Annotated in this window: 17 protein-coding genes, 1 tRNA gene and 1 pseudogene; 7 read left to right on the forward strand and 12 right to left on the reverse strand. The window is 38.2% G+C overall.

Annotation, left to right across the window (positions count from 1 at the left end; genetic code table 11):
- Nucleotides 1-253 precede the first annotated feature (253 nt).
- The 11 genes from F6K54_RS00665 to F6K54_RS00715 form a co-directional block, all read right to left on the reverse strand.
- Entirely contained in the window at nucleotides 254-1,702 is a 1,449-nt protein-coding gene (locus tag F6K54_RS00665) for a sodium:solute symporter family protein (RefSeq protein ID WP_293073067.1), read from the reverse strand.
- Between the two features lie 727 nt (nucleotides 1,703-2,429).
- The gene (miaB, locus tag F6K54_RS00670; RefSeq protein WP_293073069.1) at nucleotides 2,430-3,785 is read right to left on the reverse strand and encodes a tRNA (N6-isopentenyl adenosine(37)-C2)-methylthiotransferase MiaB; all 1,356 of its coding nucleotides are present in this window, start codon (nucleotides 3,783-3,785) and stop codon (nucleotides 2,430-2,432) included.
- A 163-nt stretch (nucleotides 3,786-3,948) separates the two neighbouring features.
- A complete protein-coding gene (locus tag F6K54_RS00675; protein WP_293073072.1) occupies nucleotides 3,949-9,699 on the reverse strand; it encodes a tetratricopeptide repeat protein in 5,751 nt (1,916 codons plus the stop codon).
- A 133-nt stretch (nucleotides 9,700-9,832) separates the two neighbouring features.
- Entirely contained in the window at nucleotides 9,833-10,618 is a 786-nt protein-coding gene (locus F6K54_RS00680; RefSeq protein WP_293073075.1) for a Uma2 family endonuclease, read from the reverse strand.
- Between the two features lie 590 nt (nucleotides 10,619-11,208).
- Complete coding sequence (locus tag F6K54_RS00685; protein WP_293073078.1) at nucleotides 11,209-11,358, reverse strand: hypothetical protein; 150 nt, start codon at nucleotides 11,356-11,358, stop codon at nucleotides 11,209-11,211.
- A 55-nt stretch (nucleotides 11,359-11,413) separates the two neighbouring features.
- The gene (locus F6K54_RS00690; protein WP_293073080.1) at nucleotides 11,414-11,554 is read right to left on the reverse strand and encodes a hypothetical protein; all 141 of its coding nucleotides are present in this window, start codon (nucleotides 11,552-11,554) and stop codon (nucleotides 11,414-11,416) included.
- A complete protein-coding gene (locus F6K54_RS00695) occupies nucleotides 11,535-11,915 on the reverse strand; it encodes a DUF6516 family protein (protein ID WP_293073083.1) in 381 nt (126 codons plus the stop codon). Before F6K54_RS00695 ends, F6K54_RS00690 begins: the two co-directional genes overlap by 20 nt.
- Nucleotides 11,908-12,243, reverse strand: coding sequence for a hypothetical protein (locus tag F6K54_RS00700; RefSeq protein ID WP_293073086.1), 336 nt, complete (start codon nucleotides 12,241-12,243; stop codon nucleotides 11,908-11,910). The genes F6K54_RS00695 and F6K54_RS00700 overlap by 8 nt, the downstream gene beginning before the upstream one ends.
- A gap of 128 nt (nucleotides 12,244-12,371) precedes the next feature.
- The gene (locus F6K54_RS00705; RefSeq protein ID WP_293073089.1) at nucleotides 12,372-12,950 is read right to left on the reverse strand and encodes a Uma2 family endonuclease; all 579 of its coding nucleotides are present in this window, start codon (nucleotides 12,948-12,950) and stop codon (nucleotides 12,372-12,374) included.
- A gap of 221 nt (nucleotides 12,951-13,171) precedes the next feature.
- Nucleotides 13,172-13,885, reverse strand: coding sequence for a helix-turn-helix transcriptional regulator (locus F6K54_RS00710; protein WP_293073092.1), 714 nt, complete (start codon nucleotides 13,883-13,885; stop codon nucleotides 13,172-13,174).
- A 5-nt stretch (nucleotides 13,886-13,890) separates the two neighbouring features.
- On the reverse strand, nucleotides 13,891-14,304 hold the full coding sequence (locus F6K54_RS00715; RefSeq protein WP_293073095.1) for a type II toxin-antitoxin system RelE/ParE family toxin: 414 nt from the start codon (nucleotides 14,302-14,304) through the stop codon (nucleotides 13,891-13,893).
- A gap of 230 nt (nucleotides 14,305-14,534) precedes the next feature.
- Here F6K54_RS00715 and pyrE point away from each other — a divergent pair.
- The 7 genes and pseudogenes from pyrE to F6K54_RS00750 form a co-directional block, all read left to right on the forward strand.
- Nucleotides 14,535-15,641 (forward strand): annotated as a pseudogene (gene pyrE / locus F6K54_RS00720) (orotate phosphoribosyltransferase); the annotation flags it as partial.
- A gap of 463 nt (nucleotides 15,642-16,104) precedes the next feature.
- A complete protein-coding gene (locus tag F6K54_RS00725) occupies nucleotides 16,105-17,040 on the forward strand; it encodes a hypothetical protein (RefSeq protein ID WP_293073097.1) in 936 nt (311 codons plus the stop codon).
- 472 nt (nucleotides 17,041-17,512) lie between these two features.
- The gene (locus tag F6K54_RS00730) at nucleotides 17,513-18,310 is read left to right on the forward strand and encodes a pantothenate kinase (protein WP_293073100.1); all 798 of its coding nucleotides are present in this window, start codon (nucleotides 17,513-17,515) and stop codon (nucleotides 18,308-18,310) included.
- A gap of 867 nt (nucleotides 18,311-19,177) precedes the next feature.
- Nucleotides 19,178-20,047: a DUF4231 domain-containing protein gene (locus tag F6K54_RS00735; protein ID WP_293073103.1), complete on the forward strand. Its 870-nt coding sequence runs from the start codon at nucleotides 19,178-19,180 to the stop codon at nucleotides 20,045-20,047.
- 593 nt (nucleotides 20,048-20,640) lie between these two features.
- Nucleotides 20,641-22,074 (forward strand): S-layer homology domain-containing protein, encoded by a 1,434-nt coding sequence (locus F6K54_RS00740; protein ID WP_293073106.1) that lies wholly within the window; start codon nucleotides 20,641-20,643, stop codon nucleotides 22,072-22,074.
- Nucleotides 22,075-22,172: 98 nt separating this feature from the next.
- Nucleotides 22,173-22,245: transfer RNA gene (locus F6K54_RS00745), tRNA-Glu, on the forward strand.
- 1,246 nt (nucleotides 22,246-23,491) lie between these two features.
- A complete protein-coding gene (locus F6K54_RS00750; protein ID WP_293073109.1) occupies nucleotides 23,492-24,178 on the forward strand; it encodes a PEP-CTERM sorting domain-containing protein in 687 nt (228 codons plus the stop codon).
- Nucleotides 24,179-24,323: 145 nt separating this feature from the next.
- Here F6K54_RS00750 and F6K54_RS00755 read toward each other — a convergent pair whose 3' ends face one another.
- Nucleotides 24,324-24,545 (reverse strand): hypothetical protein, encoded by a 222-nt coding sequence (locus F6K54_RS00755; RefSeq protein WP_293073112.1) that lies wholly within the window; start codon nucleotides 24,543-24,545, stop codon nucleotides 24,324-24,326.
- Nucleotides 24,546-25,426: the final 881 nt, after the last annotated feature.

Below are 25,426 nucleotides of genomic sequence, written 5' to 3' on the forward strand. Positions count from 1 at the left end.
GGCGACCAATATGGGAAATAGCTGTAAAAATAGGAGCAAAAATTCCCACTCGTGAATGGAAAAAAGTACCAACAGACCTGTCAAAAAACTTTGATTTTTATCAAGGTTTAGGTAGGGAAAAATGAAACGAGTTTTTGCTGATACTGGTTATTGGGTAGCTTTACTTAATCCAGGAGACCAGCTACATCAAAAAGCACAAGAGTTATCAATATATGAGTTCAGAGAGTAATCTAAAATTCTTTCCCCCTATTCCCTATTCCCTATTCCCTATTCCCTTATCTATTATTCTTCCTAGTACAATTATTAATGCACAAACTAATACTATCGGCACCACGGGCAAAAATCCTAAAGTAAAACTTTGAGGAATCAAACCTATCTGAAAACCAATAACCGCTATTTCCCCAAAAATAATCGAAACTATACAGCTAATAGATGAAATATTTTTTCCATATAAAGCAGCAATAACTGTGGGAAATAATACTGCTAAACCTGTAAAAGATTGAGTGGCGATCGCTGCAATTGTCGCCGGGGGATTTGCTGCAAGAGTTAAACCTATTATTGCTAAAATAACAATTAATATTTTGCCGACAAAAGTTTGTTCTGCAACAGTAGCTTGGGGACGAATATAAACAATATAAATATCTCTAGTAATCATGGAGCTTAATGCTAAAAGTTGGGAATCAAGGGTTGACATAAATGCTGCTAAAGCACCTACCATTACTAACGAAGCAATGCCAGTAGATGTATATTCTCCTAACATTATGGGAAAAATTCGATCTGCTTCTTTTCCTACTAGATCAGGAAAGTTAATATGACCCCACATTCCAATTAAAACAGGGCAAATAAATATTAAGGCAGTAATTAAGGGATATAAACTAGCAGAAATTTTTAGAGAATTAGCAGTTTTAGGAGTATAAAATCGCATAAACATTTGGGGAAACATCGGCACACTTAAACCCCAAAGCAACATATAACTAAACCATTTATGGGGAGTGAAAAAATTATTCATACCAGAGCGAGAAAAAATTTCTGGTTTGAGTTGATAGACTGTGCGGTTAGCTTCAGAAAAACCTCCGAGACTTTGAGCGATCGCTACTACTGCAACTATCATCAAAACTAACATTAAAATTCCTTGCAAAACATCAGTTAAAGCTACGCTTCTCATGCCTCCTAAAAATACATATAGTACAATAATAAAGGTTAAAAAAGTTGCTCCCCAAAAATAAGGAATTTGCCCGTTAGTTAAATTTTCAATAATATAACCTCCACCGATTGGTTGTAGAGTTAAGTAAGGTATGGTAAAAATTATCATTACGGCTAAAAATAATAATTTTAGTGGTTGGCTAGGGATACGATTTTCAATTAATTCTGATGGGGTAATAAAGCCTTTTTCTTTTCCTAAAAGCCAAACTTTATAACCGATAAAATAAAATGTAATTCCTACGAGGGCTGTACCAAATCCCATCATGGGATAATAGCTCATACCAATACGATAACCAGCACCAGAAAATCCTAAGAAGGTAAAAGCACTAAAATTTGTGGCAATGAGAGTGAAAAATAGAACTACGGAGTTGATTTTTCTATCTGCGAGAAAGTAATCTTCTGGGGTATTTTCTTGGCTGCGATAACTGATAATTCCAATGGCGAGAGTTGAGAGTAAATATATACTGATGATTAAGTAGGGAATTAGCTTTTCTATCACGATTTATTCTCCTTTTTAGACTCAGTTTTCCAGAATGTTTGAGAGAAAACAAAAATAGCACAAGCAAGAAGAATTTGTAAAGCAATAAAATAGAAAACCCAGGTTGGTAGATGGAGAATTGAAAAGGAAATTGTTTGTTTCCATGACCAAAAATCTAGGGAGAGGAGGAAAATTACGGTAAAGCAGAAATACCAGAAGTAGGCAGAGTTGAAAATGTTTAAGTTTTTCATATGTTTTCAGTTGAAATTAACTACTATAAAAGCAGATTTTAGGTAAATGAGGTAAATATAAGAATAGTAAAGTATTTCCAGTGCGGGCATCTTGCCCGCGACTGGTGTACCTTACTAATATGAAATACGCTGTATATCAGAAGTCAGGATATTAAGTTAGAGAATAAGGGAAAAAGGTAGAAAAATGGGTAGTCCTGCTTGCGTAATGATATACAATAACAAGGATACTTGGCACGGGAGCAAGATGCTCCCACTGTTCTCGTAACAAAAGTAATGACAATAAACTACCACCGAAAAATCTTCCCATCTCCCCCACTCCTCCACTCCCCAACTGTTAAACTGTTCCGTTAAACTAAACTTTTACCGAATAATTAATAATTAATAATTAAATAATTCTGGTTTAAAGCCTCCCCTTTTAAGGAAAGAAATAATATTTCATTATATTCAATCCTCTCGGTTTTAACCAGAGGTAATTATCAATTATCCATTATCAATTATCAATTAATGACCAACTGCTTGACTTCTCCTGTCAAACTAAAAGGACGTACTTCAGTAATTTTCACCTTGACTAACTTACCTTTCAACTCATTAATATCCCCCTCAAAAAATGTCAGACGGTTGCCACGGGTACGACCCATAACTTGAGCAGCATTTTTGTGGTTAGTACCTTCAACCAAAATTTCTTCAGTACGACCCATATAACGTAGCGATCGCTCTGCTGCTTTTACCCCCACCAAATGATTCAACCGTTGCAGTCTATCCGCTTTCACCTCCTCACTCAGTTGATTTTCCCATAAAGCTGCTGGAGTTCCTGGCCTGGGAGAATAAGCAGCAGTATTCAACTGATCGAACCCAATATCCTCTACTAACTTCAGGGTATTCTCAAATTGTGCCTCAGTTTCTCCAGGAAAACCTACTATTGCGTCAGCACTAATAGAAGCATCAGGCATTAGTTCTCGAATTTTATCAATAATTCGGCGATATTTCTCATGGGTGTAACCTCTTGCCATCGCCTTCAATAATTGATTATCTCCAGACTGAAAGGGAATGTGAAAATGTTCGCAAACCTTGGGCAATTCAGCACAAGCTCTAATTAAACGTTCTGTGAAATAGCGGGGGTGACTTGTGGCAAAGCGAATGCGTTCAACACCTGGTACATCATGCACATAGTAAAGTAAATCTGTGAATGTGTGTTTATTGCGTCCTTCTGCTGTTACCCCCGGTAAGTCCCGTCCATAAGCATCAATATTTTGCCCTAACAATGTTATTTCTGGATAACCTTGCCGCCCCAACTCTTCCATTTCAGCACGAATAGCTTCAGGATAGCGAGACTGTTCTCTACCTCTGACACCAGGAACAACACAATAGGTGCAGTGTTCATTGCAACCATAAATTATATTTACCCAAGCAGTGACTTTGCTATCCCGTCTGGGTTTGGTAATATCTTCCACAATGTGAATGGGTTCAGTTGCGACTACTTGGTTGCCATTGAATACTTGTTCTAATAAGTCTTGCAAACGGTTAGCGTGTTGAGGTCCCATAACTAAGTCTAGTTCAGGTACTCGTCGCAGAAGTGCTTCTCCTTCCTGTTGAGCAACACATCCGGCAACAATAAGAGTGAGGTCTGGTTGTTGGTGTTTGCGTTTTGCTTGTCTACCTAGATAGGAGTAAACTTTTTGTTCGGCATTGTCGCGAATGGTGCAGGTGTTGTATAGAATGATATTGGCTTCGTTCGGGTCTTCTGAAGATATGAGGCCCATATTATCTAGGATACCTGCCATGCGTTCGGAGTCAGCTTTGTTCATTTGACAGCCGAAAGTGGTAATGTGATAGCGACGGGGAATTGTAGTCATAATATATTGGAATAAAATGATAGTATACAAAGACTTTATATTATATCATAAAAAATCAGACAGGCTAGAAGCCTGTGTTACTTTGGCTTTATGTAGCACAGGCTTCTAGCCTGTAGCATTCATATTCAGTAGCGTCTTTCTAGGCCGTTCTAGAATTTCTAGATTAACCTCTCAAACCCGCACAAATAAAACCACTCCAATATATCGGATGGGCGAAAGGATGTTCCTCTGCGCTCTTTTGCTTTAAGTTTTCAATTGTTCTGCCAATGCGATCGTAAATTTTACCTCGCTTCTCCCGTTCTTTCTGCCACTGTTTATATTCTGGGGAATCTTTGGGGTAACTGTCGCGCTGCTTTTTTGTTTCTCGAAACCTTTCGTAGGCTTCCTTTAATTTCTCTCTTAGAGCTTTCTCCAATTCCTTTCCATACTTCTCCTCAAGCTCTTTCCCAGTTAACTGTCGCAATTTCTGTTGAGCAAGTTGCAAGGCTTGGGGACGATTTTTACCTGCTAGGCGTAGTTGATGGTAAAATACTGAAAATAAAGAAGTGGCTAGATCGTCCACTGACCAAAGGCTACTAACTGCCCCCCTGGCTCCCGCACATAAAAACCCTGTGTTCAAGGTCATCATGTTATCGCTGATGTCTGTGCTTCCAAGGTTGGTTTCGCAACAAGACAGGAATACTTCATCTAAGTCTGGAAAACGGAACGCAGGAGATAATAGCTGCCCCAAGGTTATTCTGCCATCGGCTAAGATGAGGGCAGATTCGAGGCTGTTGTCGAGGCGAGATTGGGCGTGATGGGTTGATAGTAACCGTTGCACTTGGGGCAAGAGTTTTTTGTACTCGTTGACAGTACCTTCGCTGCCTTTAAGATATTGGCTGTCGGCAACTTGGTACATTTCGGCAACTTGTCGTCCTTCGTAGCTGGAATAGTATAGGTCTTGGGTGGTGTTTTCGACGATGCCGTAGGTGGGAGAGTTGGTTGCCAGGGGTGGACGCTGGTGGCAGAAGTCGAGAACTTGACAGCTTGCCTGGGTGCGGATGAGGAATTTGTCGCCGAAATATTGGTTGTTTGCCAGGGGTAAGACAGCAAAGGGAATTTGATGCAGGTATAAATGGGGGATGAGGATTAGTTCTTGGATGCCTTCTAATTTCTCTACTAATTTATCTAATTGCAACCACCGACTGATTTCTGCGAATTTGCCTGGCATCTGTTGATTCCATTCGTTATCTAACCGTTCTTTTTCCTGTTGCCGTAATTCCCTAAATTTGGTTTTGTCCACGGTGTGAGAGGTTCCATCTTTAAGAATGACGGTCACTTCTGTCTCTTCGAGCTTCCAGAATTCAATTGCCTCCACCTCGCACCCTAACAACTGAGCGGCGGCAATGAAACCGGGTAAGTAGGATATCTCGGCATAAGATTGTAACCAGTTGTTGCGCAACCATCTTTGTAGCTCTCTGTAACCTTGCCCTTGACAGGTATGCACATCGACTCCACTCCGTCGTACTATGAAAGCGTGGGTGTGTTCGTTGGTACTGTAAAAGCTGAGGATGGCGGTGGTGTCGTCTTCTATGAGTTGCTGCAATTTGGAAAATTCCAAAGGGGTAACTTGAATCCCTTCCGCCAAGACTTGGTCGAATTTGCGAATGTCACGGTAAACTTCCTGCTTTTCAACTTCTAATTTAGCTATGGCTTCATTTGTTGCTCCCCAGGCAGCACGTTGGTGGGTGGCGGTAGCAGCATCTATAGTTTCTCGGTTGTTTGGGGATTGCTTGGGGAACCTCAAGCGATCTATTTGCCGTTCCAAAGATTCAAATTGCTGCAACAGTTCCTCTGCTTCTAGGGGGATTTCTCCTTTGTGGTAAAGGTCTTTACTTGCCATGAGGTCAACTAACTGCCGACTGCGAGAACGTTCGGCGTATGCAAAAGCTTGGGAGTATTGCTGGAGGTTGACGAAGCATTGAACGATGTTATCGTAAACTTCAATCGCATCTTTGAGGATTTCTTGACGGCGATCGTCGTTTTTTGACCAACTGCGACTGAGTTCCACTGCGGTGATGGCTTGTTTGTAGGTATCAATAGCAGATTGCCAGTTGCCTTCCTTGAAGTGGAGTTCGCCTAAAACACGGGAAGTGTTGAGACATTGAACAGGATTCGCTTCTGGGGTGTAAACTTCCAGAGCATTTTTGCAGGCAGTAATCGCCATTTCTTGATTTTCTGCCCTATCTCCTTTGATTCTGTCTTGGTAGACTAAACCAAAATTATTCTGAGTCATTGCCCAGTTCCAAGGGAAACCATCTTTGGTGGAAACTTCTAGGGCATTTTGGAAGGCAGCGATCGCCAATTCCAGATTTTCGGCCCTGTCTCCTTTGATTCTCTCATAGTAGGCAGTGCCCAAATTATTCTGAGTCATTGCCCAGTTCCAAGGGAAACCATCTTTGGTGCAAACTTCCAGAGCATTTTGGAGGGCAGCGATCGCCAACTCCAGATTTTCTGCCTTGTCTGCCTTGATTCTCTCTCTGTAAGCATTCCCTAAATTAATCTTAGTCATTGCCCAGTTCCAAGGAGAAGTTACTTTAGTGTAAACTTCCAGAGCATTTTGGAGGGCAACGATCGCCAACTCCAGATTTTCTGCCTTGTCTCCTTTGATTCTCTCTATGTAGGCATTGCCCAAATTAATCTGAGTCATTGCCCAGTTCCAAGGGAAAGCATCTTTAGTGGAAACTTCCAGAGCATTTTGGAGGGCAGCGATGCCTAACTCCATATTTTCTGCCCTGTCTCCTTTGATTCTCTCTCTGTAGGCATTCCCCAAATTAATTTGAGTCATTGCCCAGTGCCAAGGGGAAGTTACTTTAGTGTAAACTTCCAGAGCATTTTTGCAGGCAGTAATCGCCAATTCCATATTTTCTGCCCTGTCTCCTTGTATTCTCTGGAAATAGGCATTGCCCAAATTAATCTGAGTCATTGCCCAGTGCCAAGGGGAAGTTACTTTAGTGTAAACTTGTAGGGAATTTTGGGAGGCAGCGATCGCCTTTTCCAAATTTTCGGCTCTGTCTCCTTGGATTCTCTCAGAGTAGGCTAAACCCAGATTAATCTGAGTCATTGCCCAGTCCCAAGGGAAACCATCTTTGGTGTAAACTTCCAGAGCATTTTTGCAGGCAGTAATCGCCAATTCCAGATTTTCAGCTCTGTCTCCTTGTATTCTCTGCCAGTAAGCATTGCTCAAATTCATCTGAGTCGTTGCCCAGTCCCAAGGGGAAGCATCTTTGGTGTAAACTTCCAGAGCATTTTGCCAGGCAGCGATCGCCAACTCCAGATTTTCGGCTCTGTCTCCTTTAATTCTCTCAGAGTAGGCTAAACCCAAATTTATCTGAGTCCCTGCCCAGTCGTTAGGAAAAGCTTCTTGGGTGCGTACTTCCAGAGCATTTTTGCAAGCAGCGATCGCCAACTCCAGATTTTCTGCCCTGTCTCCTTTGATTCTGTTAGAGTAGGCTGAACTCAAATTATTCTGAGTATTGGCCCAGTCGATAGGGAAGGCTTCTTTAGTATGAACTGAAAGAGCATTTTGGTAGGCAACAATGGCTAATTCCAAATTGTCGGCTCTGTCTCCTTTGATTCTGTTAGAGTAGGTTAAACCCAAATTCATCTGAGTCATTGCCCAGTCACTAGGGAAAGCATCTTGGGTGCGTACTTCCAAAGCATTTTGGTAGGCAGCGATCGCCTTTTCTAGATTTTCTGCGATGTCTCCTTTAATTCTGTCAGAGTAGGCATTGCCCAAATTATTCTGAGTCATTGCCCAGTCCTTAGGGAAGGCTTCTTTAGTGCGAACTTCTAGGGCATTTTGGTGGGCAACAATGGTTAATTCCAAATTTTCAGCCCTGTCTCCTTTGATTCTGTCAGAGTAGGCCGAACCCAAATTAGCCTGAGTATCTGCCCAGTCTTTGGGGAAGGCTTCTTTAGTGCGAACCTCTAGAGCATTTTTGCAGGCAGCAATAGCCAATTCCAGATTTTCTGCCTTGTCTCCTTTGATTCTGTTTTGGTAGAAAATAGCCAAATTATTCTGAATCGCTGCCCATTTGTTGGAGAAGCCACCTTTCGTGTAAACTTCTAGGGCGTTTTGGTAGGCAGCAATGGTTAATTCCAAATTTCCTGCCCTGTCTCCTTTGATTCTCTCAGAGTAGGCTAAACCCAAATTAGTCTGAGTCGCTGCCCAGTCCTTAGGAAAAGCTTCTTTAGTGCGTACTTCCAGAGCATTTTTGCAGGCAGCAATAGCCAATTCCAGATTTTCTGCCTTGTCTCCATTGATTCTGTCTTGGTAGAAAATAGCCAAATTATTCTGAATCGCTGCCCATTTGTTGGGAAAGGCTTCTTTAGTACGAACCTCTAGGGCATTTTTGCAGGTAGCAATAGCCAATTCCAGATTTTCTGCCCTGTTTCCTTTGATTCTATATCCGTAGGTTAAACCCAAATTATTCTGGGTATCTGCCCATTTGTTGGGAAAAGCTTCTTTTGTGCAAACTTCCAGAGCATTTTGGTAGACTGCAATCTCTAACTCTATATTTTCTGCTGCGGCTTTGTCGTCTCCCTCTGCTTTCATTTGTTTGACTAGAGAAAAGTAAGCATTACCTAAATTATTCAGGCAGAAAAGTTCTCCCTCCAAGTCTTTCAACTCCCTACAGATAGTTAAAGACTGTTGATGAAATTCAACCGCCTGCCCATATTGCCCCAAAGAGTGGTATATCTCACCCAAAAGACCTAGAGAGCTTGCCTCCCCTGGACGATCTTTGAGTTCCCGCTTGATTTCTAGACGCCGTTCCAAGAACTCTATTGCCCGCTCGTATTGCTCTAGGGAATTGTACGCCAAACCCAGATCGGTTACGGAATCATCCTCCCCTTTAAGGTCTTTAAGCTCTTTACTGATAGTTAAACGCTGTTGATAAAATTCTATCGCTTTTTCATGTTGACTCAAAGAACGATAAATGCTGCCCAGTGTCTCCAACGAGTACGACTCCCACTGAAGGTTTTTAATTTCTCTAGCACCAACCAATAATTTTTGTTCCCACTCCAAAGACTGCTCATATTGCTCCAAAGACCGATAATTAAGACCTAAATTATAGAAAGAAACACATTCTCCCCACCGATCTTTAATTTCCTGTCTAATAACCAAGGATTTTTTATGGCAAGCGATCGCCCCTTCGTATTCTTTCAAACTATTACAAACATTACCCAAACCATTAAAAGCATCAGCCTTCCCTTTAGCATACCCGATCGCCTCAGCAATACTCAAAGCCTCTTGATAATAACCCTTTGCCTCCTCATATTTCCCCAAAGAATTATCCACCGCCCCCAAGCCATTAAGCGCATCAACCTCTCCTTGACTATATCCAATTTTCCTAGCAATAGCCAAAGACTCTTGATGCAGAGCGATCGCTCTTTCTTTCTCCCCCAAACACCGACAACCTTTACCCAAACTATTTAGAGCCTCAACCTCTCCTTGACAGTCTGAAAGTTCTCGATATATGGTTAAACTCAGTTCAGAAAATTGTACCGCCTCAGAAAACTGACTAATTTCGTATTCGTGCCTCCCAATTTGACTCAAAACATCCGCAGTTTCCTGCCTCACAACCGCCTCTCTCTCAGAACTTCCCAAAACCTCCCCCACTTGCAGCGCCAGACTTAACAGGGAATTTGCCTTGTCCCAATTTTTCTTATCCCTCAAACTTTCCGCCTCCTGCGCCATTACCTCCAATAACTCCGGCGTAGCTAGCTCTTGGTGGCTGTTTAAAACCTCCTGAAATTCTGCCCCACTGGTAGAACCCCTCGGACAATTGAGCAATTCTATAATCAACATTAAATAAGCTTGTTGCCCTTGAGATGCTTTTTCAGCCTTTGGTTCCCCAAATCCTTTTGCCATAATTTTTGATGAATTTATAGTTGAATAAAATAGTAATTTTTAAGCATTTTGATGACTTCACGTCATAACCAAAACCCTATAAGGTAAAGGGCGAATAGCCATTCGCCCCCTACAAATGGTGTATGACTTAATATTATTCGTCGGGATCAATACCCAGTTCTCGCAAACGTTGAGCCAAGCGTTCCGCCCGTTCTCGTTCTTGTTGAACTTGTGATTGAGCCTCTTGGACTTGTGATTGAGCCTCTTGAACTTGTGATTGAGCCTCTTGGACTTGCGATTGAGCCTCTTGGACTTGCGATTGAGCCTCTTGAACTAGCAATTGTTCTTCTATCGCTGCTTCCTGGGGAGTCGGAACTCGTTGACCGTTAGCAGTGAAGTAACGCAATTGACCTCCATCTACTCCTAAGTATAATTCTAATTCTTCACTCCAACGCCAACCTTGGTTATTCGGTTGAATTTCTTGATAGCGATTTTTGTCTAAACGAAATCCCATAAATTCCATAGTTTCGGGGTCAAACCAAAAATATTCTGGGGTGCGGAAGTTATCTTGATATAAATTTTTTTTCAAGTTGCGATCTACTCTAGCAGTAGAGTCAGATAATAACTCGATAATTAAGTTGGGATATTTACCGTTTTCCTCCCAAACTACCCAGGACTTCCGAGGTCGCTTTTCAGTTTGTTTAACCAAGAAAAAGTCAGGACCACGAAAATCCTTAGTTTTTAGGTACTGGCGACTATAAAAAATAGTCAAATTAGCACCAATAAAATAATCATTTCGATCGCGCCATAACCATTCCAGACAAGAAACTAGCAACATCAGTTGCATATAATGTTGAGAACTTTCCATTTCGGGTTCGTCGCTTTCTAATTGAGTGGCATCCGGCATTATTGCCTCTAATTGTTGGGCAGTTAAAACCATTGAGCTTCACCTGATAACTAATAGGTATGATTAGAATTATAGCACGATATTATTGTTAGTTTATAGCACAAAAATCCCTCGTTGTTGACTATAGAAAACTAGGTTTAATATCATGTCCGGATAATTAGTGATGAAAAAACTTATTATGAGTGCTTCAATAGTAAATATTTCTATTTTCCCTACTCCCCTACTCCCCTACTCCCCCGCTCCCCTACTATCTTAATTATAAGTATTCAACCGGACATGATATAACTGCTGTATTTCGGATTCCTTGTTTAGAGAGTTTTTTAGCAAACTGTTCTCCAAAATGAGTTTTCTGAGACTGATGATATAGATTCGAGCAAACTGCGTATTTCCTGAAAATAAGCTTCAATCAACTAGCTTAACTCCTTGGATTTTTGTTTTTTTATCAAACAAAGGAGCGATCGCCCCCATTACTCTTGCCAGTTTTGCCCTGCCCTGGCAAAAATCTCATCAATAGTTTGTTCCCGATAAACTCTCTCAGGACTTACGCAAAGACACTGTGTATAGATTCCAGTAACTATTGGACAATAGTTATGAGTACTATATATAGCGTATCTGCGTAAGTCCTATCTCTTAGAAACATCTACATAATCAGTTTGTTCTCGATGCAGCAAGCTCAAAAACCTTAAAGCTCCAGCAACTCCAAGAGACTCGTACAAAGCCTCCATACCTTTAACTCTAATTTCCGTATCATCCATTACCCGAACATTTTTCATTAATTTGCCTCTTTTGTAATATAATTTATGGGATTTAAAACCTCTATTGTTAGGTTCAAATTTTGCCCTTTTTTTCTACATCTTGAGTATTTACTGCCAAGCAGTCAGTAAAATCAGTATCTAACAAACCATCAACTATTATTATTGAAGTAAGTCCTGAGTTAAACAAGCGATCGCTACTCCAAAATTTCCTCAATTTCTTGCAAAACCTCCGCTAAAGTAGGAGTGTTTGAAGAAATAATATTATCCTCACTTCCTTCATGCTTGTGATGGGGAAAAGTGGATAAATTTAACTCCTGATGATGTTCGGCATCGTCATAACGAAAAATCAGGTTATTCCTGGCATCCATATAATGATAGGAGTACATTTTGCGCTCTCTTATGGTTTGAACGCTAATAAACTCGCGAACATGAAGAATCGAATCGTTGACAAAATAAATATTGCCTCGAATAAACCCTTCGTCGATATCTCGTTTCTGGAAGTTAATGTTAAAACTCTTTACAATAATTAGGGATTCGAGCAAATTGTGTATTTCCTCAAAATAAGCTTCAATCAACTAGCTCAACTCCTTGGATCTTTGTTTTTTTATCAAGCAAATGTGCCAACATCCTTGATTCCCCAATCCACTCATCAAAATCTCCAGAATGAGGTAGCTCATTATTATTAAATTTATGCAAAAATTCTGCAGTCGATAGCTGATATTTAGTCTCAAATTCATCTAGTCGCCGTTCGGTGATTTTAATCCCGTTATCTGTAGATTGTAACGCAGCCATTAAGGCGCTTTTAATAATAGATTTGACAGCCTCTGGATGTTTACTCTTTAGTTTAATTTCTACAATTTTATCTGGTAACGATGCCAGATTATTATTGTTAGTTTCTAGCACAAGATTGACCTCCGAGTTTTTTCAAAAATTAGCTTATTGTTGACTATGGAAAACTAGATTTAACTGCTCTATTTTAGATTGCTTTATTGTCGAGTTTGGTAGGAAAGATAGACTCCCCTACTTCTATTTTAAAACAAACGCGCCACCGGACAGCTAAAACCAGGCAATATGGGAGAAGCAATAGTGTCATTAGGAAATAAAGTAGCAATTAACTCTAACATAGCCCGATCGCCCCGTCGATACACTTCAACTTGTTGGTTTCGCCAGTCCACAATCCAATATTCCCGAACTCCTCGTTCTGAATATAGCTTTAATTTCAGTTCGCGATCGCGCCTTTCATTAGTTTTACCTGCTGACAACACTTTTACTGCTAACTCCGGTGCTGCTGTCAGATGTCCGCTATCGTCAAGAATAGTCGGGAGCCGATCGCGACTAACCCAAACCAAATCTGGTTGCACATTATCGCCATCGCTAAATACAATACCCGGAGCAAAAAAAGGCTCACCCAGATTAGTAGAATCAGACCATTTCTCCAAATACCCATAAATTTTACCACAGGTGCGTTGATGATATATATGAGGCGCTCTAGTTGTCAATAATTCTCCGTCAATAATTTCATAGCGGTTGCCGTTATTTGGCAAGAGTTCTAAATCTGCTGTTGTCCAGTAAATTCTATCCGGGTAGTTTTGCGTAAGTTTTGTCTTCATTAGTTTTCAGCTTAAACATAATAATCAATACAGGTAATTAACACTGCTAGCGGTTCCTGAATAATACTATTTCTCAAAAATTTTTCTACATTTTATTGAGTAGGGGAGTGAGGGAGTGAGGGAGTAGGGGAGATTAAATATTGAAGTAGTTATAGAATTATTAACATATACTATATAACCGGATTCTATATTACAAAAATCACTTCTGACTTCTGACTTCGTTATTCCTGTTCCTCAAAAATATTCTCTAATTTTTCTAGCAATTCTTCAGCTAACTCCAAAAGTTCAATTCCATCATCTTCATTCTTATCGCTTATATCTCGGTTATTACTACCGACACTAACACCACCAGCCAATAATTTTTTTACAGCAAAAAGACGGTCATCCTCGTCATAAATTTGACACATTTTTTCTAACTCTGAAGCAATTTCAGATAAGGATTTATTGGCTAATTTCATTCTTACTTTTACTGCTACTTCATCATCACTTTCAATAAATTCTCTAACGGAAACTTTCTTTTGTGAAAAATGCTGAATAGCTGCCAAGATATACTCACGCAAACTCATTTTTTCCACTTCTGCTAAATCTTCTATTTCCTCTGGCAAATCTATTAATATCATTCCATCATTATCGCTCACCTGAATTAGTTCATCTTCTTGTTTAACTGCTATTAATAAATCTGCATTTAATCTATGTAAATAATCAAGAACCGATTCTAATTTATGGTCTTTTAATGATGATTCTAGTTTAGAAACTGCAGCTTGTTGTACTCCTAATTTTTCTGCTAGTTGAGCTTGAGTTAATCCAGCTTTTTCTCGTAGCGATCGCATAGCATCAGTTAAATATAATCGCAGGTATTCTAATTTACCTGCTAATATTACTTCTGGCTCATCGCTTATGTCTGTTTTTAACCATTCTTGAAAGTTATATTTCATTGTTTTTACCTATTTCTTAAATTCTCTAATCTTTGTCTGGCAATTAGTTTATCTTTTTCTTTAATTGCACCATTATTTTTCTTTTTAAAAGCGTGTAAAATCACAAACCTTTGAGGAGTTAACGTTGTGAGTATAAATCTAGGATTGTGTATACTTTTAGTGAGTTTAAATTCATATAAATCATCCTCCAGTTTATCAAAATTATCCCTAGTCAAAGATGCTAGACCTTTCTCACAAAGATATTTAAGATTAACCTGAAGTCGCCTAGTTTCTGCTTCTGTTAGCTTTGGTTTTGGTAAATCTGGAGATTTCTCTTCTTCCGGTATTAATCTCACAAAAAAAGTTAGTAAATTTTTAGGTACATTTTCTGTTTCATCTAAATACAATTCCCATGTCCATTTCATTTGCTTAACCATCATTTCTATACTAATATTCTTTTAAAGGAATGTCAAGCCTAATATTCCTTGAGAAGAATATTGCTTAACTATCGTTATTCAATGGTGCATTATGACGGATTGTTAAATGCTATCCGTAGTCTAAATTTTAGTAGCTAATATTTACCTTACTAGACCGACACACCTTAAACATTATTATGTGGCGTTGGTAAATGAAGGTATGATGAGGAAAGAATGCGATCGCTAAACAGTTAGTAGATGCTTGTACAATTTCACCTTACACTGGTCTCGATCTAGTTGCACCTTTTTTACTTTATCCAGGCAAAACAGTTTTCCTGCTTTGTGCTACAGCAAATTCTTCTGCAGCAGTATTACAAGAATACCCAAATCAAAAGCAACCTCTTTATCTCAAATTAGTAGAAGAAGCTCAAAGTCGGGGAAGTATTGAACAGCTAGGTTTAGAAGTAGGAGTAATGCCAGATATTCTCGCTAGAATCAGAAAAATTGCTCCCGAAAGATTAATACTAATTCAGGGAGATATAGCGGAAGAAAATGATATTGCTAATCCTGAAGAATTAACTCAACTTTTAGCTGCTGGTTTGAATATTAATGGTGAAGGATTATTATTACCAATCCCACCAAAATTATTTGGTGCAGCACATCCTAATCAAGAAATTGAAACCTTAAGAAATAGGATTAATCAACAACGTCTACAGGTAGTTGAAGGTAGTCCGACCTGTGAATTGTGGTTGCCAGATGTTTGTTTTTTAAAGCATGAACCACACCGGGATTTAATCTTACAACTTTACGATATTGGTTGTATTATTTTTGGCGACCATGTACAAGCATCGGGGGCGACTTTTCCTTATTATATAGACTTACGAAAAATCATTTCTATTCCTCAAATATTCCATAAAATAGTCACTGCTTATGCGGAGATTCTCAAAGACCTAGAATTTGATAGAATTGCAGGTATTCCTTATGGTTCATTGCCTACTGCTACAGGTTTAGCTTTACGTCTAGAACGTCCGATGATATTTCCTCGCAAAGAGGTAAAAGCTCATGGCACTGGTAGATTAATTGAGGGACATTTTCAGCCAGGGGAAAAAATTGTAGTTGTAGATGATATTATGATTAGTGGTAATAGTGTCATGAAGGGAGCAGATAAACTTAAATCAGTGGGATTGCAAGTAGAAGATATTGTTGTTTTTATTGACCATGAACGGGGTGTAAAAGACAAGTTACAAGCAAATGGATATAGGAGTTATTCAGTATTGACTTTGACAGAAATTGCTCAAGCTTTATATGAGTCTAGCAAGATTAATTCCGAACAATTTGATCTGCTTAAAAATCATCATTAAAATGAAGGAAGGCAGAGGGCATAAGGCAGAAGCGGTGCGACCCCGCATGGAAGAAAAGGCTAGAGGGAAGAAAGTTTTTTTATCACTGATTATCCGGACATGATATTAATAACTCACAGCTAATAGTTGACTGCTGTTTGCGCAGTATTTTGTAGGAAATGCTTACATTAAAATATAGCAAATATTGTAAGCATTCAGCCGTCAGCCAGCCTCCTATGGTCAGAACTACGTTATCAGCTAGCCTCCTCCGGAGGAACTGCGGACTTCAGCTATTGCTTTTAGTTTAGGATAAAAGCTCTATTAATTGTCTTACTACAAAAGTTGCCTCCCTTGCCCTTAAAGCCTATATTAATTGAAACACTGTCCTATATTGAGAGAGTTTTGTTGCGCTCTAGCTGACAGCTAATAGCTGTTTGCGCAGCATTCCGCAGGAAATGCTTACCAAATATTTCAGGTAATTACGATGAAAAAGTTTTTCTTAGCAATATTTATTAGTGGTTTTCTATCTATCTTAAATATACAATGTCAACCTGCTCTAGCTAATCGAATTACCAGAGCTGATTATAACAATTTAAAAATTGGTATGACCTATCAAGAAGTAAAGCAAATATTGGGAATAGAAGGTGAAATTTATACAGAATATAATAGTCCGACAACAGAAAATTTTGGCGTAGCATATCGCTGGTTAAATAATGACAATACAGGTATAGTTGCCATATTTAATTCAGAAAATAAACTGGTTCGATTATCTGCTCAAAATTTGAACGCGACTAACTTTGGAGTTAATCAAGAACCTCCTTTAGTTACCAGTACAGATTTTGAAAATATTAAAATTGGGATGACTTATGATGAAGTTAGAGAAATTATTGGTAATGAAGGAATAAAACAACCAACAAGAGATAATCCTTTAACTAATGCTAATACTGTTACATATAATTGGGTTAATCCTGATGGTACAAGCATGAGTATAATTTTTGATTCTAATCAGAAAGTGGTTACTATTAGAACTAAAAATATGAATACTTATAATTTTGGTAATCCTTTCTGGAATCAACCCAAACCAGTTTATTCAATTACCCGACAAAAATATGAAAAATTGCAGCTAGGGATGACATACCGAGAAATAAGAAATATTCTTGGAGCAGAAGGAGAAATAGACCCCGAATTTGACTCAGAAGCTTTTGTACAATCAAGAGAAGCAAGGGAAATGCAAATTAATAATACTCTTGGTAGAGAACAAGAAGTTACATCAGATGAGACACCAGCAGAAAATCAAATTAAGGGTGCTTATAAATGGAAAAATCCTGATGATACAGGCATAAAAGTAGTCTTTAATATGCAAGACCAAGCAGTTGCTATATATACTTCTGGTTTAGATGTAGGACTTCCTTACAAGTAGACACGGGGACGCACCAGACACGGAGACACGGGGATGGAGGCTTTTAATCATAAATTAAAAGTGGACTTTTTACCGAAAAATTTTGGTTTAAAGCCTTCCCTTTTAAGGGAATAATAAAGAAAAATTTTCCTTTGAGTCAATTCTCTTCTTTATAAAGGAGAGTTCATTAATTGATAATTGATAATGGATAATTGATAATTATCTCTGGTTAAAACCGTTACGGAATTGAATATAAGGAAATACTGTTTCTTCTCTTGGTCTATTGGATATGGCTCCGAAAACTCGCCATCCAACCCTTCCGGGATCTCCGAAGATAGAACTCCGTTCCGAGATACGCGTTTCGCGTCAGCGTTGCGAAGCAAACGACCGCTTTTTTTCCCTTAAAAAGGTCGGCTTTAAGCCAGAATTATTTAATTATTAATTATTCGGTAATTATTAATTATTAATTATTAATTATTAATTGTTGAACTATATGTCTGAAAATCAAGAATGGCTCGCTTTAATGATTGGAAATACCCGGTTACACTGGGGATATTTTGTGGGTGCAATACTTCATAAAACCTGGGATATAGACCGGATTCAAAAATGGGAAATAGAGGAAAATATTAATGTGGAAATAGTAGTCAGAAAACTACTAAAAAATACATTAGAAACTCAGAATATAAAGTTAAATCATCAGATGCCTTTATTAATAGCATCAGTAGTTCCTCAACAAACAGCACTTTGGCAAACTTATCCTTGGTCTGATATGATTACTCTAGATAAACTGCCACTGCAAGGACTTTATCCTACTTTGGGAATAGATAGAGCTTTAGCAGTTTTGGGTGCAGGCACAAAGTTTGGTTGGCCTGTACTGTTAATAGATGCTGGTACAGCAATTACTTTTACTGGTGCTGATGTCCAAAAAAAAATAGTGGGGGGGTCTATTTTACCAGGGTTAAGGTTGCAATTATCATCTTTGATAGCAGGAACAGCTATGTTACCTTTGGTCGATATACCGGTAGAGTTACCTCCACGGTGGGCAAAAGAAACAGCAACAGCAATTCAAAGTGGGATAATATATACAGTATTAGCAGGTATAAAAGATTATATTGTCGCCTGGCGAGAAGAATTTCCTGAAGGAAAAATAGTTTTGACAGGAGGCGATCGCACTTTATTATTAACTCATTTCAAAAAACTTTTTCCGGAGTTAGGTGCAACTATCATTGATGCACCGGAAGTAATTTTTTGGGGTATGGCAAAAACTTGGCATCAAATATCCCAAGTTTAAAACATTAAAATAAATATAGCCATAAGATTTTAGTTGTGAGATATTGGAGACTTTTGCTTTAGGTATGGAGGGAATAGGGAAGAAACGAATACATAAGAATAAGATAACTGCTATATCCTATACTTTAAAGAAACACTTCAATTCTCACATTTGATTCCTGATTGCTATATCAGCAATTTGCTTAGTAATATTATGTTTGGTTGAATAGTTATAAATAACGAGTCATATAGAATCCGGTTGAATAGTTATTGTATAGTTGGGAGTAGGGGAGTGGGGGAGTAGGGGAGTGGGGGAGATTAAATATTGAAGTAATTATAGAATTATCAACATATACTATATAACCGGATTCTATATCAGGAGTAGGGCAAATAGTAGGAGAACATACTGTTGGAGGAGAAAGTCTGTCGATTTTTTAGCGGAGTTCTGGGTCAACAAAATGGAGTTTTATTGTCCTATTCTCCGGACATAATATCACAGCCTATTTTGACTACTCCCCTGGCTGAATCCGAGGGGATTCTAAGTTGATACTACGCAACAGGATAAATCCTTGTTGCTTCGTTTTTTCGAGCGCTGACCAAAGATACACTCTTTGGGGACAATTTCCGCGGTGCCCCTACACAGTCGGCTTAAGTTTAACCCTAGCCTTCTGCTTACTTTTATCTAAACATTTGTATATTAAGATGATAGCATAGGACAACTAAAGTTGTCTAGTCTAAACGACTCGCTTGTTTTCATCCCCCGGTTAAAACACCTATGCTTTCAACGTCGCTTTTCGGTAAGATAATTTCTCAGGTAATATTGCCCTCACTATCTTGTGAGCCATAGAATATTTTAGTCCACTTATCAAATCAAAGGAATAAACAAAATATGACAAGTTCGGAAACCCTTGATTCTCAGTTAAACATCAAGGCCGATAATTATAAATCTCCACCATCTAGCCCACGTATCTTATCATTTTTGAGAATATGTGAATATATATCTTTTTCCACTATTATTGGCTCAGGAATTAGTGTTTATTTATTTCCAGATCAGATTCAATTGCCAATAGTTTTAGTATTTTCTATTGCTTTGTTTATTTTTTTGTATCTCCTAAATCGGCAATTACAAATCAACTACACTAAAACAATCAAGGATGCTGATTTACTTAAAAAAGCAACCTTATACGGTAATGTTTTACAACTAGAAAATTCTCCAGAAAATATTCAGATAACTCAAGAAGTAGAAAAAGCTTTACGTTATACTCAAGAGTTAATAGATGATTACAAAAAGACTAGGCAAAAAGCCAGAAATATCTACTATATTTTGCAGTTAGGTACAATAGTTTTTTCGGGAGTCACCCCAATTTTAGTCCTTGTTGATAAATTAGAAACTGGTCAGGCTTGGTTAAAATGGTTACCTGTAATTTGTCCAGCGATCGCTTCTATAGTTGCTAGTGTTGTAACTTCATTTCCTTTCCAAGAAAATTGGATTTCTGCTAATCGAGTTGTGGAACTCCTAGAAGCAGAACAGGAGAAATTTATCTTAGGGGCAAATGTATCTTATAGAATTTATGATGTAGAAGATACAACTGAACGTGGCAAAAAAGCCAGAAATTCTATAGCTAATTTTATTACCAAGGTAAATACTGTTCATCTCAAACAAGTAGAAGGACCAGAATCATCACAACAAGAAGATAAAAAAGAAGAAAAAAACAACTTATCTGCTGAACAACCAAAATCCTTGTTAAAGAATACCTGAAAAATATAGTTTTGAGAATTAAGGGAGGAAACAAAAACCTCCCTGAAAAATAGCGTAAGCATTTTCTGCGGAATGCTGCGCAAACAGCTATTAGCTGTCAGCTCGAGGTAAGCATTCAGCGGTCAGCTATCAGCTATCAGCTATCAGCTTTATTATCTTTAGTGGACAATTTAAGCTCTTTATTCTTGTGCTTCAATTCTTTGTTTGAAAATGTAGTACAATTTAATACCATTTCTCTGTAACAATGCGCTTAATAATTCTTACCAAAACCTGAATTTTACTAATAGCTGTTATCTTTGTATTAAGCGCAACTTCATGGAGAAATGGTATAAGCAAGTGCTTGCTTCATTCATTAAAAAGCTGATAGCTGACCGCTAATAGCTGAATGCTTACAGCTCGAGCCCAACAATACTCTCTCCTTAAGGACAGTATTTAAATTTAAATAGACTTTAAGGCCAAGAAAGCCAACTTTTGTAGTAAGACAATTAATAAAGTTTTGATCGTAAACTAAAAGCAATAGCTGATTAAAGCAATAGCTGATTGCTGAATGCTGACGGCTGAATGCTTACAAAATAGCAACTAAATTTAGATTAATGAATATGTTATTAAATAGACCTTCTATATTTACCAGTTTAACTATTTGTTTATTAATGTCAGTCAGTGCTTGTGCAAATAATCCCTCAAGTAAAGAGCTAGAAAAAGTTTTTGCAGCAGACCCCCAGTTAAAAAATAACCCTCCTTTTAACCAATTAATTCAAACCCCAACTCCAAACAACCAACAACTCGAATCACCAACACAAATTCCGGCTAATTTTCCCTCAGAAATATCTCCATATCCCAACTCTCAATTAATTGAAAAGTCCGAACAAGAGCAAAAAACAGTTTGGAGTAGTTCAGACCCTACTAACGTAGTCCAAAACTTTTATCAAAAAGAATTTCGAGACAAGAATTGGGAAATTATTAGCAAACCTACCGAAGAAGGTAGTGGATCTCTGATCGCAGAAAAAAATGATTTGCAGGTAGAGATATCCCTCAAACCAAGCCAAACTCCAGGAATAGCAACAGAATATGAGATAGACTATCAACCCAAGAATGAAGAAACTACTAATGTCCCCTCGCCCCCTGTTATCCCAGTCGCTCCATCAACTACCCAGCTAGAAACTCAGCCATCTCCAAATTTCACAGCATCACCCATTACTGAATCATCTCCAACTGCATCATTACCCACACCTTTGCCCACTCCCGGAGTAGCGGCATTACCGACTCCCACACCATTCCCTCCTGGTGGCATACCCCCAGTGCAGGTCCCCACTTCTCCAGAGTCCTCTGTGTTAAAAAAAGCTCTCAGAGATGTGCCTTCAGGATTACGTCAATACATTGCAGATTTGTCCAAATTGGGAGTATTTCAGCAGCCACAAGCCCAAAATCAAGATAATCCAGATACTATAACTCTTTTAGTCGATCCTCAGAATCTTGTCACTAGGCGGGAATATGTTCGGTGGTTGGTAAATACTAATAATAAGATTTTTACTAATAATTCTGCTCAACATATTAGATTAGCAGGACTCAATGAAGTGCCAATTTTTGAAGATGTCTCGAAAACTGACCCAGACTTTGCTATAATTCAAGGTTTGGCAGAAGCTGGTTTAATTCCTAGTCCTTTGTCTGGAGATATTAATGTAGTTAAATTTCGTCCAAATGATTTTTTAACCCGTGAGGATTTGATTCTTTGGAAAGTACCTCTAGATTTTCGCAAGCCATTGCCAGAGGCCACAGTAGAGAAAGTTAAGGAAGCTTGGGATTTTCAAGATGCTTCTAGGATTGACCCTGCTGCTTTGAGAACTGTATTGGCAGATGCTCAGAATGATTTTTCTAATATTAGGCGGGTTTTTGGTTATACTAAATTATTTAGGCCAGATAAAACAGTGAGTCGGGCTGAAGCTGCTGCTGTTTTATGGTATTTTGGGGACCAAAAAGAGGGTATATCGGCTCAGATGGCTTTACAGCAAAGTCAAAATCTTCAGTAGTCAAGATAGCCAAACTGTTGAGGGAAAATTTTTTTTCATACCCCTTGACATTTATTTAGGAATTCGCTAAGTTAGTAAGAGTGAAAAGAAACAAATAAGCCCCCATCGTCTAGAGGCCTAGGACACCTCCCTTTCACGGAGGCGACAGGGATTCGAATTCCCTTGGGGGTATTTTTAATAATTAATAATTACCTCTTCTTTATAAGAAGAGGATTGGCTAAAAGGATTTTTTTTCTTTTTCTCCATGAATTGAGAGGCTTTATACCTTAATTTTTCGGTAAATTCAGGTTAATGGTTTGCTATTCAAAGCTACTAATTAGGGTTTGCTGAAAAAGTCTTTTAGTAGGGGTAGGAGACAACCCACCCCTAGCCCCTCCCAGGAGGGGAGGGGAAGACAGGAGTCAGGAAAATTTATAGGGGGTAGAAGTAAGAATTTTCCAAAGATTTTCTTGCCCAACTATGCGCCTAAAATACTAACTTTTTAAGCGTTTTAGACTAAAACAGGCGCACTTTTTTCTACCCTAAAAAGGCTAAAACCTTTAGTGGAGATATCTATTGGACATCTCCAATAATAAAAAATAAAATCAATTATCCCAAAGAAATTATCAATTCTTCCCCTACTGGGAGGGGTTAGGGGTGGGTTCCCTACTCCCTACTCCCTACTCCCTCTTTTCTGAGATATCTATTGTTTTTTTGAGGAAAAATAGTAACAGTTAAGGTCATTTTCAGCAATTATAGCAGTTGCCACTATAGTTAGGATACCGGGTAATACATGATGATTACAGCGCTTTTCAAATTGATGAACCACATCGTCATAACCAAAATCCAGTAGGGACGTTGCATACAACGTCCCTACTGTAATCTACTGAAATGAAAACCGCTGTAATGACGCGAGCAAGATGCTCGCACTAATTGTCTTCTGGCACCTTAAAAGGCTAAAACCTTTGCCTGTCAAGGCTTTCATTATTAATCAGCAAACCCTAATTAGGGTTGACTGAAAAAGTCTTTTGGTAGAGGTAGAATCCAGAATCCAGAATCGGTGAAGTCAGGAGGAATGGGAATTATAGAAGAAGTAGTCAGAAGAATCTTCCCTTGATTTTCTACCCCTCGAAATGCCGAAAATCTTAGATTTTTGAACCATTACCACCTAAAAGCTGGTACTCCCTTAGTACCTGAAAAGGGTAAAACCAATACAAGTCAAGACTTTGATATTTAATCAGCAAGCCCTAATTAAAATATCAGTTATTAAACAGTAAGTTAAATTGATAATAACTCAAAAATAAATTATGGTTTTTAATTAACTAGAAAAAGTATGACATTTTGTCATAGATAAAGATTAGATCAAAGCAGTTGTAATTTCAGAAATTCAGTGCTATTATCTCCTTCATTAATTTACTGAAATTCAGGCATTAATAATATGATGTTCAAAAGATTGAAAACTACGGGTATTAGCTTTTGTGCAACTTTAGCGATACTATTTGTTGGTAGTGGGCAAACTAACGCAGCAACAATTACTTATGATTCTGAAATATATGATAATTCCAATCCAAACACTTGTACTTCTCCATTGAGTGCAGGTAAATGTTTCATGGAAAATGGATTTAATGTAGCAGCATTTTCAGCACAGGAAATAGGCAGTCCATCAGCTTATTTTAGTGATACTTCACATTTTCATGCTCGCCAGAGTTATGAAGCTCAACATTTTACTAATGAATTCGGACTTTTAGGTTCATTTATAACTTTAAAAAATGGTGGCATCTTCTCTTTAGAAAGTTTAGATTATCAATTGCGGAAGAATGAAAATGCAATTACTGGTTATACAACGGATGATACTAAAATCTTAATTTCCACAACATTTGACCCAACAATGCAAGTTGCTGGTCAATTTGTAGAATATTCCATTGGTAACGATATATCTTTACCTTTTCAAACTCTATCAATAGATGGTTTTGAAAATATTACTCAAGTCTATATTGCTAGTTCTGGTGATGTAAATTTTGATAATATAATTTTAACTCCTGTTCCCGAACCTACTTCAATATTAGGTTTATTAGCTTTCGCGACATTGGGTGCTACTTCTATGTTGAAGCGCCAAGATAATTGAAGTAGGTTGTAGGTTGTAGGTTTTAGGTTCAATCTTAAATTTTGCTTGCTCTCAAGTCTGGTAGCATTAGCATTATTATAGTGGTTTTCAAATAGATAGGCTATAGCGGTCAAAGCATTCCCCTACTGCCTACTCCCTAAAATGTTTATTGTGGGTATTCAAAGAGACATGATATATCTCCTGTTGGGCGAGCAATTGCTTCAGTTCTGACAGTAGGGTTATACTTTACTACACTCATTAGAGCAATAGCCACACCAAATGTTCCCACTAAAAACATTCCTCCTATTTTGCTCCAAGGGTTTAGAGGAGGGAGAAATTCATCACTTTCTAGAGGTTGTAGTTCTACATAATCAGAATTATTTAACATAATCGATATTCACTTACTAAATTGAAGAAGGTGGTAGGTTTTATACCAAATTGATAAATGTTTGCTACAAATAGTTAGGGTATTTATTCTAATGCGCGAATTTAGAATTAAGAATGCAGAATGGATAGATTTAATACCATTTTTGATCTTGGAAATTACCTTTTTCGTGAAAAAGACTTTCAGATAAAGTCTTTTTATAGTGCTTATTATTCGTAACATTCTTTTTTCAAATTGGTATTAGGTGCTAGGTTTTAGGTGAAAAGGCTTACCGCACCATCTAATAATGTAAGCATTTCCTCCGGAATGCTGCGCAAACAGCAGTCAGCCGCTATTTAGGGTTTGCGCTCAAAAGTCTTTTAGTAGGGGTAGGAGACAGGAGACAGGAGGAACGGGGAATGAGCGAGGAGGTAGGAGCTAAGTTTTGTCCCTCAATTTTTCTGTCATAATCATCCCAAAATACTAGCTTTATGCAGCTATTGCCACCGAAAAGCTGGTACTTTTTCCAGACATAAAATTGCTCAAACCAATATCAGTCAATACTTTCAGATTTAATCAGCAACCCCTATTTATTATTAACTCATTGTCATACTGGAGGGGAATTATCCGCCAAGGAGGATTAAAATTCATTAATGAAATTGGCTAGAACCTAACCTCATTTTTTGCTTGAATATGTTCATGAATCTGATGGCTGTTTGCGCAGCATTCCGTAGGAAATGCTAATAGCTGAATGCTTACCTAATAATACAAAATCAAATCAATTATCGTAGATAAATCATCAATTTTTTCCATCTACTCCCTACTTCCTCTTTTCCAGAGAGGTCTATTGTTTTTTAAATTTGGTATAACAAATTATTTACAGCACTTTCCGATGTAATAAGGTA

The organism is Okeania sp. SIO3B5, from assembly GCF_010692555.1.
Taxonomy (GTDB): domain Bacteria; phylum Cyanobacteriota; class Cyanobacteriia; order Cyanobacteriales; family Microcoleaceae; genus Okeania.

What these genes read in the sequence shown, in the direction of transcription:
- F6K54_RS00730 (WP_293073100.1), top strand. Translation starts at nt 17,513, where the DNA reads ATGTCTGAAAATCAAGAATGGCTCGCTTTAATGATTGGAAATACCCGG.
- F6K54_RS00680 (WP_293073075.1), bottom strand. Translation starts at nt 10,618, where the DNA reads ATGGTTTTAACTGCCCAACAATTAGAGGCAATAATGCCGGATGCCACT.
- F6K54_RS00705 (WP_293073089.1), bottom strand. Translation starts at nt 12,950, where the DNA reads ATGAAGACAAAACTTACGCAAAACTACCCGGATAGAATTTACTGGACA.
- F6K54_RS00715 (WP_293073095.1), bottom strand. Translation starts at nt 14,304, where the DNA reads ATGATGGTTAAGCAAATGAAATGGACATGGGAATTGTATTTAGATGAA.
- F6K54_RS00675 (WP_293073072.1), bottom strand. Translation starts at nt 9,699, where the DNA reads ATGGCAAAAGGATTTGGGGAACCAAAGGCTGAAAAAGCATCTCAAGGG.
- F6K54_RS00725 (WP_293073097.1), top strand. Translation starts at nt 16,105, where the DNA reads ATGAAAAAGTTTTTCTTAGCAATATTTATTAGTGGTTTTCTATCTATC.
- F6K54_RS00735 (WP_293073103.1), top strand. Translation starts at nt 19,178, where the DNA reads ATGACAAGTTCGGAAACCCTTGATTCTCAGTTAAACATCAAGGCCGAT.
- miaB (WP_293073069.1), bottom strand. Translation starts at nt 3,785, where the DNA reads ATGACTACAATTCCCCGTCGCTATCACATTACCACTTTCGGCTGTCAA.
- F6K54_RS00750 (WP_293073109.1), top strand. Translation starts at nt 23,492, where the DNA reads ATGATGTTCAAAAGATTGAAAACTACGGGTATTAGCTTTTGTGCAACT.
- F6K54_RS00710 (WP_293073092.1), bottom strand. Translation starts at nt 13,885, where the DNA reads ATGAAATATAACTTTCAAGAATGGTTAAAAACAGACATAAGCGATGAG.
- F6K54_RS00755 (WP_293073112.1), bottom strand. Translation starts at nt 24,545, where the DNA reads ATGTTAAATAATTCTGATTATGTAGAACTACAACCTCTAGAAAGTGAT.
- F6K54_RS00685 (WP_293073078.1), bottom strand. Translation starts at nt 11,358, where the DNA reads ATGAAAAATGTTCGGGTAATGGATGATACGGAAATTAGAGTTAAAGGT.
- F6K54_RS00740 (WP_293073106.1), top strand. Translation starts at nt 20,641, where the DNA reads ATGAATATGTTATTAAATAGACCTTCTATATTTACCAGTTTAACTATT.